Below are 11,035 nucleotides of genomic sequence, written 5' to 3'. Positions count from 1 at the left end.
TTTTTTTTTACTTTTGTTTTTATGATAAACTCAAACCCAATAGGACTTTTTGACTCCGGAATAGGCGGAACATCCATCTGGAAGGAAATCCACCAATTAATGCCCAACGAAAACACTATCTATCTTGCCGATAGTAAAAATGCGCCTTATGGCCAAAAAACAAAAGATGAGATTATTGCTTTGAGCATTAAAAATACCGAATACCTTTTAAACCAGAATGCCAAGATTATTGTAGTAGCATGCAATACGGCCACTACAAATGCAATTAAGGAATTAAGGGCCAAATACGACGTTCCATTTATTGGAATAGAACCGGCCATAAAACCGGCTGCCAATAATTCCCGAACACAAACCATAGGAATTCTAGCTACCAAAGGAACGCTTAACAGCGAGCTTTTCAATAAAACCGCCGAACAGTTCCAGGACACCAATATCATCGAACAGGTAGGCTATAATTTAGTCAAACTAATTGAAGATGGCGAGATGCATTCTGACGAAATGACTTCGCTATTAAAAACCTATCTAACGCCAATGATTGAAGCCAACATCGATTACCTGGTTTTAGGTTGCAGCCACTATCCTTACCTTATTCCTCAAATCAAGGAAATCCTGCCACACCATATCAAAATTATTGATTCGGGTGAAGCGGTAGCCCGCCAAACCTATAAAGTGCTTGAGGAAAAAATCGGGCTTAATACGGCTGCCGGAGAACACAGCACATTGTTTTACACCAACTCCGATCCAAAAGTTTTGAAAAGTATTTTGGAAAACAAATATCCTGTTATTCAGAAAGACTTTTAAACCTGAAAAGACTACTCGTCCTTCAGCCAACCTGAATACATCACGTAATTATTGGAAATACGCTCAATTTCACCAGCGAAGTCAGACTTATTAATGTCTTTTACTTTCTTAGCAGGCACTCCTGCATAGATGGTTCCGGATTCAACCACTGTATTTTGTGTTACTACTGCTCCGGCTGCAATAATAGAATTGCTTTCAATAATGCAATTATCCATTACAATGGCGCCCATTCCAATCAAAACGTTGTCATGCACTTTGCATCCATGCACGATGGCGTTATGTCCAATTGACACATTATTTCCTATTTCCGTCGGATGCTTTTGATAGGTACAGTGTATGACTGCCCCGTCCTGGATATTTACTTTATTTCCAATTTTAATATAATGCACATCGCCTCTCACCACGGCATTAAACCAAACACTGCAGGAAGCTCCAAAAGTAACATCTCCAATAATTGTTGCATTTTCAGCCACATAACAGTCCTCAGGAATGGAAGGGCTTTTACCATTTACAGTTTTTATCAGCATAGCATATAAAAAAGAGTCCCGATAAAGCATCGCAATTATCGGGACAGAATTAATATCAACTTTAAAATAATTAATTAACAGCAGGACAGTTACAATCCCATTTCTCTCTCTTACAGAATAAATTCAGACCTAAAGTGATTTGGTGAAAACCTCCGTTATCAAACTTCACATCTCCTGTCAAATGAGAATAGGTATAAGCAACCATAAAGTTTTTATAATTTAAGCCCACGATTGGGGTAATGTATTGTAGTTTTTGATCTGAAACACTGTTACCATCAAGATATTGTGCTCCGTCAAAGCTTCTTCTATAGGATAAACCTCCCCAAAGCTTTCCAAAATCTAAATCTTTGTATACTTTTAAGTTTACGTCGATTGATTTCTCTTTCGTTTCATCAACATATTGGAACAGGAAAGATGGTTCCCATTGAAGTCTGTCCGGATCTCCAAAAACATATCCGGCACTGAATAAATATTTCCTTAAGTTATCCGATTCGTAATCTGTATAGATTTCTCTTCTGATATTTGCAACCGCATTTTTAACGGTGAAGTGCGCATAAAAATCCAAATAGTTATAGGAAGCTCCGAAATCAACATTGAAATAAGAATCTTTTTGGTAAACCCCTCCCACAACAATAGGATCGAATCCTTCAAATTCTGATTCATCCAATTTACTCTGCACTAATCCGGCACTCATACCAAAAGATAACTGGTTCAAATCATAATCACCTCTTGAAAACATGATATGGTGAGCATAAGTAATCTTTCCTCCTACCTGTGAGTGGTAACCGTTTCTGTCATTAAAAAGTATGATACCCACACCTGATTGTTCTCCTATTCTTCCGTTAAAGCTCAAAGTCTGCAAAGCCGGAGCATCATCCTGTCCAAACCATTGCTGGCGAGCTGTTAAACGTAATTTAGCACAATTTGCAGCACCCGCCATAGAAGGGTGAATCAAGTAATAGTTATCGGATAAATAATCTGAATAAACGGCAATTCCTTCTTGTGAAAACGATATTTGTGACAATAACAATAATAATGCTAAATACCTCTTTTTAAAATTCATGGGGTCTATCTTTATTAATGAAAAACGCTCTTAATTATTATTCAAAAAAAACTGCTAATCCTAGATTACCTTATTAAACAGGCGTGCTGATTTGATTGAGTAATTTTTCGTAGCGGTCAAATATATAAATTTTTGTGTTAGGTTCGTATACTAATTCGTTAATATTATAATCACTTTTTATAAAAACTTTAAGAAAAAAATCAAGAAGCTCTTAAAAAATCTATTGGCCTCAATAATGTCTGGGTGTTAAACAAAAACGAAAGAACTGTTAATTTATTCTATAAAAAATCAAATATAACATTTCGCCGAAAATTTCTTTGTTAAATTTGCCCAAAATAAGATTCCAATGATAAATGTTACTATAAAAGAGACCCAAAATCCGACAATTCTAAAGTTTGAATTGCCTGATTTTATTACACAAAATGAAAATTTTGAATTCAAAAATATAGATGAGGCAAAAGACTCTCCCCTTGCCCAACAATTATTTTACCTTCCTTTTGTAAAGGCTGTATATATTTCCGGAAATTTCATCGCCATTCAACGCTATAATATTGTAGAATGGGATGATGTAAAAGAAGCCGTAGCCGAGCAAATCGAAAATTTTGTCAACAAAGGCGGACAAATCTTAAACATTGTTGAGAAAAAAGTAACCAAACAGCCCCTGACTGTTTATGCGGAAAGCACACCTAACCCTGCAGTGCAAAAATTTGTTGGCAGCCGAATGATGACCAAAACCGCAATGGAATTCAAAAACATTGACGAGGCTGCTGCTTCTCCTTTAGCGTTAGAACTGTTCAAGTTCCCTTATGTTAAAGAAGTTTTTATAGACGAAAATTATATTTCGGTAACGAAATATGCCGTAAAAGAGTGGCAGGATATTACTTATGAACTAAGAAGCTTCATCAAAGAATTTATTGAAAACGGAGGTATTGTCATTGATGAAAGCATTGCCGCTCTAAATCCAAAAGTTGAAAAACAGAAGATTGAAAATTTCGATAATCTGGATACTACTTCACAGCAAATCATAAATATTCTTGAAGAATATGTAAAACCGGCTGTAGCTGCTGATGGAGGTAATATTCTTTTCGATTCTTACGATGAAAATGACAAACGTGTAAAAGTGGTATTGCAAGGTGCCTGCAGCGGATGTCCGTCCTCAACCTTCACGCTTAAAAGCGGCATTGAAAACATGCTGAAGGACATGTTAAACGATCAGGATATAAAAGTAGAGGCGTTAAACGGCTAGAAAACGACAATTTTTTGCTATCTTTATTGGATAAACAACTTAAAACTAGCAAATTATGTCAGTATTAAAAGTAATTGAGATTCTTTCAAGCTCAGATACGAGCTGGGAAGACGCCACCAGGAAGGCCGTTTCAAAAGCATCAAAAACTTTAAAAAACATAAAATCGGTTTATGTCCAGGACCAAAGTGCTACCGTGGAAAACGGATCGGTTAAAGAATTTAGGGTAACTTTAAAACTTACCTTCGAGTTAGAATAAACACTCAAATCATTTTACATTTAAGCGTTTCGAAATCGGAACGCTTTTTTTATAATTTAGAATCTTACCCATGAATGAACTGCAATTTGAAACCAGCCCTTACCTGCTGCAACATGCCAACAATCCCGTACATTGGAAAGCCTGGAACCCAAAATCTTTAGAACTGGCTAAAGAAACCAACAAACTAATAATTGTTAGCGTGGGCTATTCCGCCTGCCATTGGTGCCATGTCATGGAACACGAAACTTTTGAAGATACGGCGGCAGCGGCGGTAATGAACAGAAGCTTCATCAATATCAAAGTCGACAGAGAAGAAAGACCGGATATTGATGCGGTTTATATGAAAGCCGTCCAGATTATGACCGGTCGCGGAGGCTGGCCTATGAACGTAGTGTGTCTGCCTGATGGCAGACCTGTATGGGGAGGAACCTATTTCAGAAAAGAAGAATGGATGGACACACTCGAACAACTGCAGCAGCTTTATTTGTCTGCCCCTGAAAAAATGCTGGACTATGCAGAAAAATTACATCAGGGAATCAATCCCATCAGCCTGGTGCAGCAACCCGACAATAATGCCAACTTTGACGCTGATAATCTTAAAGCACTTGTTGAAAAATGGAAAAAAAGCTTTGATTTGGAATTTGGCGGATACAGCAGAGCTCCAAAATTCATGATGCCTAGCAATTATTCTTTCCTGTTGCGTTATGCCTATCAAAATAAGGACTCCGAATTATCTGAATTTGTGAACCTGACACTTACAAGAATGGCTTACGGAGGATTATTCGACACAGTGGGCGGTGGTTTTTCACGCTATTCTGTCGATATGAAATGGCATGTACCGCACTTTGAAAAAATGCTTTATGATAACGGACAGCTGGTTTCTTTATATTCAGAAGCTTACAGACTTACCCACAATCCTTTATATAAGAAAACCATCGAAAAAACATTATCCTTTATTTCAAAAGAGCTTACTGCTCCAAACGGAGGCTTTTATTCGGCATTGGATGCAGATAGTCTTACCGCACAAGGACACTTGGAAGAAGGTGCTTACTATGTCTGGAATAAAGAAGAACTGAGAACTATAGTAGGAGAAGATTTTGAACTGTTTGCTATTGTTTTCAATATAAATGATTTTGGCTATTGGGAAAACGGCAACTATGTTTTGATTCAATCCGAGTCATTGGAAACAATTGCTCAACGCTTCAATTTAGAGGTTATTGAATTACAAAACAAAAAAGAAAACTGGGAAAAATTGCTCTACGCTTCAAGGGAAAAAAGGAAAAAACCCCGATTGGACGACAAATGCCTTACTTCATGGAACGCATTAATGCTAAAAGGATTCGTTGATGCCTATAAAGCGATAGGAAACAAAAGCTATTTAGACATTGCCCTGAAAAATGCTGATTTTATCATTGAGAATCTTTGGACGTCCGAAGGAAATCTGCTTCACAACCATAAAAATGGCAAAAACACGATTAATGGCTATCTTGAAGATTATTGCTTCGTAATTGAAGCATTTATCAGCCTTTATGAAACTACTCTTGATGGAAAATGGCTCCAAAATTCCAGGCAGCTGACAGATTATTGCTTTGACCATTTTTATGAACCGGCCAGTGGCTTTTTCACCTTTACTTCTGATATAGATACTGCACTGATTACAAAACATTTCGAACTGGAAGACAATGTGATTGTAGCTTCCAATTCTGCCATGGCCAATAATCTTTATAAACTGGGCATTTACTTTGAAAATTCATACTATGAAGCAGTAGCTCAAAAAATGCTGAACCATATTCTTCCAAACATAGACTATCCATCTGCTTTCTCAAATTGGCTGCATGCTTTCTTAAACTTTTCAGACAGCAATAAGGAACTAGCTGTCTGTGGAGAAAACGCCTTGGAAAATATTCTTTTACTACAAAAAGAATACCTCCCCAATGTTGTGTTAGCAGGAACTCACAAACCGTCAGAACTTCCTTTCTTAAAAGCTCGATTTGAAAAAGGAAAAGATTTATTCTACTTATGTCAAAATAAAACCTGTGAACAGCCGTTAGAAGACATAATTTCCATACTAAATGCCATAAAAAGTTAATACGTATCATAAAATTGTATAGCAAAAACTATTAATTGTTTAAAATTTAACAAAAATTTATTTTTTAAATTATTAGATTTGACTCTTTAAAAAAAATTGTGTCTGAGGATGTTGATTGACGCCCAAAAAATAGAAACTTTTACAGATCGCATTATTACAATTTTGGTGGATTATTCCCCTAAACTGGTATCCGCTTTCTTACTACTTTTTGCAGGTTTGTGGGGAATACGGCTTTTAAACCGTCTAGCCACAAAAATAATGATCAGTCGAAATCTTGAACCGACGCTCACTACGTTCTTAGCAAATATCTTGATTTGGGTATTGAGAGTATTGCTATTTGTGGCATTTATCTCACAGCTTGGAGTCGAAACATCGTCATTTGTTGCTATTCTGGGAGCCGCCGGTCTTGCCATTGGATTATCCCTACAAGGATCGCTTTCTAATTTCGCAGGAGGCGTGCTTATCATATTATTCAAGCCTTTTAGGGTTGGGGATACGATTGAGGCGCAGGGAGAAACAGCGAAAGTTTTGGAAATTCAGATTTTTACGACCAAGCTGTTGACGGCATCCAATCAGATAGTCTATATACCAAACGGGATACTTTCAAATAATAAAATCAAGAATTTTTCCCAAAACAATAACAGAAGGGCTGATTTAATTGTCAAGATAAACTATGAAGCCGATATAAAACAGGTAAAAGACACGATAATGGATATTATGAAAAAACATCCGCAAGTGTTAAAGAATCCGGCTCCTGCTATAATTGTCAGTGATTTAACAGACAATGGCATAAATTTGGTAGTAAGACCATGGGCCAAGAATGAAAATTTTGGGAATATGAGTTCTGATGTATTGGAGCAAATATTGACCGAGTTAGAAAAGACAGAAAAAAATCCGCTTATTAAAGCAACTACATAATAAAAACTAAAAACTATAATTAATAATTTAAAAACATGAAAAAAATACTTTTTTTAAGCATTTCTCTCACAGCATTATTTTCAAATTTTGCTGAAGCGCAAATTAATGCGCAACAAACAGTTAATGACATTGTTACTAACGAAAGAAGATTCGCAGATAAAAATGCAGCTGACAAAACTGCCGGATCAAAGTACTTCAACGAAAGTTTCTTACCTGCTAAAATCGCTGGTTCAAATGAAATCATTCTGGTTAGGCATAATGCTTATACAGATGACATAGAAGTAAGCATAAATAACGAAGTTAAAATTTTGCCTTCTGAGTTAAACATGACAATCAACATGACAAACAGTGCTACTTCTTATGAATATGTAGAATACACAAACGAAAAAGGAGAAAAAAAACAAGGCTATTTGAAATTGATAAGCAATAATCCGAAAGTAAAGATTTACAAATCTGAAGTAGTATACCTTAAGCCTGAAGTGCATCCTGCTTCCGGATACGACACATATCAGCCAGCTACTTACAAAAAAGCAAAAGATGAGTATTTCTTCAAAATAGGTGACTCAGAAATAAAAACTTTGCCTTTAAAGAAGAAAGCAATCGTTTCTATAGTACCGGAAAAAGAAAAAGAAATTGCATCTTTCATCAAGGAAAATAAAATTTCATTTTCTGAAGATGCTGACCTTAATCAGTTAGGAAAATTCATTAACTCACTTATGTAATATAAAATCTTTCAGATAGAAAGGTTCAAAGTAAGCGACATCTACGATGTCGCTTTTTTTATGCTTATCAAAAGAAAGGCCGCTCATTTCTTTGGCAGAAGGATAGATAATCTCCGGATGATACAAAAATCTGCTGTTGTTTAATATTTCTGCACATTTCATTGCGCCATCACCCAAAAGATGAATGGTTCCTTCAAAATCTGCAAAAACATCTTCAGTAATGATTTCTGCTTTGGTTTCGCGTATTTTAGTATGTTGGCTGTCAAAAATGGCATCATAAACCTCCATTCTTCTGGCATCAATCATAGGGATAATCAATCCGTCAGAAACCGTAAGCTGTCTGGCTACTATTTCTAAAGTATCAATTGCTATTAGTGGGATATTCAGGGCGTAACACAGCCCTTTTGCCGCAGAAACACCTATTCTTAGCCCTGTATAGGAACCCGGTCCCTGACTTACAGCTATGGCAGCCAAATCTGAAAAATCAATCATTAATGCCTCAAGAGATTCCGCAATAAAAACATGAAGTTTCTCTGCATGTGAAAAACCCTGTTCTGACATTTCTTTGCAAAAAAGCGTTTTCCCTTCTTTGGCAATACTTACCGAACAGTTTTTTGTAGCTGTTTCAATATTGAGTATATAGGACATTATTTTTTAGGCTTATCTTTTTTAGCTTTATCATCTTTCTTCACATATACCAAATCTCCGGAATTCAAATCTTTGGTTACTGTAGCATAAGGACCTACAATAACAATATCCCCTTTTTTCAAACCTAATGAAATCTCAATATTAGTATCATCCTGAATTCCCGTTTTTATAACCCTAAGCTTGGCCTTATCGCCTTCTTTTACAAAAACGCATTCAAACTTCTTGTCTGATTTTGGAGCCTTTTGGTTATTGTTCTGGTCATCTTTTGATTTTACGACTACCGGCTTTGCAGTAGCGGAAGTATCTGATTTTACTACGACAGAACTAATAGGAACCGATAAGACATTCTCTTTTCTTTTTGTGATAATATCTACCGTTGCTGTCATTCCTGGTCTGAAAGGAGAAAAATTAGCCGGTTTGCCTTCCAGCAAATCTGCATATGATTCTTTCAAGATTCTTACTTTTACTTTAAAATTGGTTACCTGATCAGCAGTCAGAGCCGTACTGGCAGAATTTGAAATACTGGTCACAATTCCCCTGAATTCTTTTTTAAGATAGGCATCAACTTCTACTTTCGCAGAATCACCAACATTAATCTTAACAATATCATTTTCGTTTACATCTACTTCCACTTCCATATTGTTAAGGTTTGCCACCCTTAAAAGTTCTGTACCGGTCATTTGTTGTGTTCCCAATACTCTTTCTCCCAATTCTACACCTAATGAAGAAATTGTACCGTCGGCTGGCGAATAAATTGTTGTTCTTCCTAAATTATCTCTGGCTTCATTTACCGTTGCCGAAGCACTCTGAACATTGTAATAGGCCGATTGTTTTGTAGCCTGGGCCACTTCATAAGAAGAAACGGCCTTGTCCCAATCCGATTTTGAGATTATTCCTTTTTCAAAAAGCGTCTTATTTCTTTCGTAATTTGCCTTTGCTTCTTTGAACTGCGCATCGGCCTGGCTTAATCCGGCTTTAGTTCCGGAAAGGCTCGCTACAGAACGGTTAAGTCCCGAAGTGTACAAATCCGGATTGATTCGAACCAACAAGTCGCCTTTTTTCACCACCTGACCTTCTTTTACAGGCAGGTCAATAATTTCTCCTGATACTTCAGAAGATATCTTTACTTCAATTTCGGGCTGGATTTTTCCTGTTGCAGAAACTGTTTCAATAATCGTCATGGCATCTACCTGGGCAACCTCTATCTCTTTCCCTTTTTCTTTATTTCCCAGAATGCCTGCTTTTGAAAGCATTAACAAAACAATTATCAGAAGAATAGCTCCTCCTAACATATAATAAACAGTCTTCTTTTTCATAATAACTTATTGTTTTTGGATAGGTATGCCGAAATAAAATTCTAAAACTTTCACTCTGAAGATATAATCGAATTTTGTCCTCAGGACTTCCGATTGCGCATTCACATACAGTGTCTGGGCCTGGTTCAACTCAAAAGCATTCATTAATCCGACTTCAAACTTTTCTTTTGCGTAATTAAACGCTTCTGTTCTTGCTTCTAATGCCACCAATGCCGATTCATATGATTTCAAGGCACCTTTGGCATCTGTAAAAGCAGTATAAACATTTCGTTCCAAATCCAGTTCCTGCTGGCTGTATAATGTTCTTGAGCGTTCCAAAGCCACCTTTGAACGTTCTACATTGTTTCTTGCAGATAATCCGTTTAATATTGGGATATTCAATTGGAAACCGAAAGAATGTCCTTTATTATCGCTAAACTGGTCAAAAATAGGCGCCGGTTTTCCTAAAATGGGAGAAAGATTTTGTGTAACCACATTCTGGTTCGTACCTTCAACAACTCCTATCACCCTTGTAGGGTTTTGTGCATTAAGATTATAATCAACAATCCTGTCTGAATAGGAAGCCCTGGTACTAAAGCTATAAAAACCTTGCAGACTTGGCTGATAGGCACCTCTTGCAATCTGTACGTCTTTTTCTGCTATATCCAGATTTGCTTTGGCGATTTTAAGTTCGGCTCTTTCTTCCTTTGCCTTTTCAAAGATGGCAGAAGGCGATTGCAGCATTACTTCACTTTCTCTTACTTCATAGTCGTTGTCCTGAATATCAAAATTCTGGAAATCTTCAATCTGCAGCAACTGCGCCAGACTCAATTTAGAGATAAGCAGTGTGTTTTCTGCCACGATTACCGCCTGTTGACTGCTGGCTACTGTAGCGTCTATATCCAGCAAATCACCTCTCGGAACAGAACCCGCATCAACTAATGCTTTGGTTCTTTCCTTTTGCTTTTCGTTGTTTTGTAGTTGTTCTTTCTGAACTTTCAGGTTTTCCTTATTGAAAAGAATCTGTAAAAAGGCATTGGCTACATTCAGGGAAACATCGTCTTTCATCTTAGACAGCTTGTATTGCGCCGCAATGATAGAAAGCCTCGCTTTCTTCATCCTGTTTATGTTTTGCAGGCCTCTGTAAATATCAATGTTAGCATTTAGTCCGGCAGAGGTAAACTGCACCGTCTGGTTTTCTAGCAAACCGGTTGTAATGTTCTGGTTCAGACCAATGTTCCAGGAATGGACAGCACTACCGTTAATGCTTGGCAAAAAATTCCCAAAGGCATCTTTTTTGTCAATTTCAGCAACCTGACTGTCTAAATCGGCTTGTTTGATAGAAATATTGTTATCTAATGCATATTGCACGCACTCCTGCAAAGTCCATTTTTTTGCCTGAGCATTTGATGCGAGCCCTGAGAACAAGGCAAAAATCAAAATAATTTTACTGACGAATGTTTTTTTCAT

Annotated in this window: 11 protein-coding genes; 6 read left to right on the top strand and 5 right to left on the bottom strand. The window is 36.9% G+C overall.

Annotation, left to right across the window (positions count from 1 at the left end; translation table 11 throughout):
- Positions 1–21 precede the first annotated feature (21 nt).
- Positions 22–801, top strand: coding sequence for a glutamate racemase (gene murI / locus ASG38_RS06000; RefSeq protein ID WP_056068142.1), 780 nt, complete (start codon positions 22–24; stop codon positions 799–801).
- An 11-nt stretch (positions 802–812) separates the two neighbouring features.
- On the opposite strand, the gene ASG38_RS05995 is transcribed toward murI, so the two are convergent.
- Together ASG38_RS05995 and ASG38_RS05990 are read right to left on the bottom strand one after the other, a co-directional pair.
- The gene (locus ASG38_RS05995) at positions 813–1,328 is read right to left on the bottom strand and encodes a gamma carbonic anhydrase family protein (protein ID WP_056068137.1); all 516 of its coding nucleotides are present in this window, start codon (positions 1,326–1,328) and stop codon (positions 813–815) included.
- 70 nt (positions 1,329–1,398) lie between these two features.
- On the bottom strand, positions 1,399–2,391 hold the full coding sequence (locus tag ASG38_RS05990) for a type IX secretion system membrane protein PorP/SprF (protein ID WP_056068135.1): 993 nt from the start codon (positions 2,389–2,391) through the stop codon (positions 1,399–1,401).
- A 346-nt stretch (positions 2,392–2,737) separates the two neighbouring features.
- Between ASG38_RS05990 and ASG38_RS05985 the strand changes: the two genes are divergently transcribed.
- From ASG38_RS05985 to ASG38_RS05965, 5 genes are all read left to right on the top strand, one after another.
- A complete protein-coding gene (locus tag ASG38_RS05985; RefSeq protein WP_056068132.1) occupies positions 2,738–3,637 on the top strand; it encodes a NifU family protein in 900 nt (299 codons plus the stop codon).
- Between the two features lie 55 nt (positions 3,638–3,692).
- Positions 3,693–3,893, top strand: coding sequence for a dodecin family protein (locus ASG38_RS05980; RefSeq protein ID WP_056068130.1), 201 nt, complete (start codon positions 3,693–3,695; stop codon positions 3,891–3,893).
- A 70-nt stretch (positions 3,894–3,963) separates the two neighbouring features.
- Positions 3,964–5,982 carry a thioredoxin domain-containing protein gene (locus tag ASG38_RS05975; RefSeq protein WP_056068128.1) on the top strand — a complete coding sequence of 673 codons (2,019 nt, stop codon included), beginning with the start codon at positions 3,964–3,966 and terminating at the stop codon, positions 5,980–5,982.
- A 108-nt stretch (positions 5,983–6,090) separates the two neighbouring features.
- Positions 6,091–6,900, top strand: a complete 810-nt coding sequence (locus ASG38_RS05970) for a mechanosensitive ion channel family protein (RefSeq protein ID WP_056068125.1) — start codon at positions 6,091–6,093, stop codon at positions 6,898–6,900.
- A 35-nt stretch (positions 6,901–6,935) separates the two neighbouring features.
- Complete coding sequence (locus tag ASG38_RS05965) at positions 6,936–7,622, top strand: hypothetical protein (RefSeq protein ID WP_056068122.1); 687 nt, start codon at positions 6,936–6,938, stop codon at positions 7,620–7,622.
- Here the strand turns inward: ASG38_RS05965 and tsaB are convergent.
- Genes tsaB through ASG38_RS05950 form a run of 3 tightly spaced genes read right to left on the bottom strand, consistent with a single transcriptional unit; the run spans position 7,611 to position 11,035 of the window.
- Entirely contained in the window at positions 7,611–8,270 is a 660-nt protein-coding gene (tsaB, locus tag ASG38_RS05960) for a tRNA (adenosine(37)-N6)-threonylcarbamoyltransferase complex dimerization subunit type 1 TsaB (protein WP_056068119.1), read from the bottom strand. The genes ASG38_RS05965 and tsaB overlap by 12 nt on opposite strands.
- A complete protein-coding gene (locus tag ASG38_RS05955; RefSeq protein ID WP_056068116.1) occupies positions 8,270–9,586 on the bottom strand; it encodes an efflux RND transporter periplasmic adaptor subunit in 1,317 nt (438 codons plus the stop codon). Before ASG38_RS05955 ends, tsaB begins: the two co-directional genes overlap by 1 nt.
- A 6-nt stretch (positions 9,587–9,592) precedes the next feature.
- Positions 9,593–11,035, bottom strand: coding sequence for a TolC family protein (locus ASG38_RS05950; protein ID WP_056068114.1), 1,443 nt, complete (start codon positions 11,033–11,035; stop codon positions 9,593–9,595).

Origin of the sequence: Flavobacterium sp. Leaf359, from assembly GCF_001423985.1 — a bacterium.
GTDB lineage: Bacteria > Bacteroidota > Bacteroidia > Flavobacteriales > Flavobacteriaceae > Flavobacterium > Flavobacterium lindanitolerans.
Note: the sequence above shows the minus strand (reverse complement) of the source record. Positions and strands in the feature narration are given on the sequence as shown.

Bases quoted from the DNA above. Each gene is read 5' to 3' on its own strand.
- ASG38_RS05965 (WP_056068122.1), top strand. From the start codon at position 6,936: ATGAAAAAAATACTTTTTTTAAGCATTTCTCTCACAGCATTATTTTCA.
- ASG38_RS05985 (WP_056068132.1), top strand. From the start codon at position 2,738: ATGATAAATGTTACTATAAAAGAGACCCAAAATCCGACAATTCTAAAG.
- ASG38_RS05970 (WP_056068125.1), top strand. From the start codon at position 6,091: ATGTTGATTGACGCCCAAAAAATAGAAACTTTTACAGATCGCATTATT.
- ASG38_RS05990 (WP_056068135.1), bottom strand. From the start codon at position 2,391: ATGAATTTTAAAAAGAGGTATTTAGCATTATTATTGTTATTGTCACAA.
- ASG38_RS05995 (WP_056068137.1), bottom strand. From the start codon at position 1,328: ATGCTGATAAAAACTGTAAATGGTAAAAGCCCTTCCATTCCTGAGGAC.
- ASG38_RS05950 (WP_056068114.1), bottom strand. From the start codon at position 11,035: ATGAAAAAAACATTCGTCAGTAAAATTATTTTGATTTTTGCCTTGTTC.
- tsaB (WP_056068119.1), bottom strand. From the start codon at position 8,270: ATGTCCTATATACTCAATATTGAAACAGCTACAAAAAACTGTTCGGTA.
- murI (WP_056068142.1), top strand. From the start codon at position 22: ATGATAAACTCAAACCCAATAGGACTTTTTGACTCCGGAATAGGCGGA.
- ASG38_RS05980 (WP_056068130.1), top strand. From the start codon at position 3,693: ATGTCAGTATTAAAAGTAATTGAGATTCTTTCAAGCTCAGATACGAGC.
- ASG38_RS05975 (WP_056068128.1), top strand. From the start codon at position 3,964: ATGAATGAACTGCAATTTGAAACCAGCCCTTACCTGCTGCAACATGCC.
- ASG38_RS05955 (WP_056068116.1), bottom strand. From the start codon at position 9,586: ATGAAAAAGAAGACTGTTTATTATATGTTAGGAGGAGCTATTCTTCTG.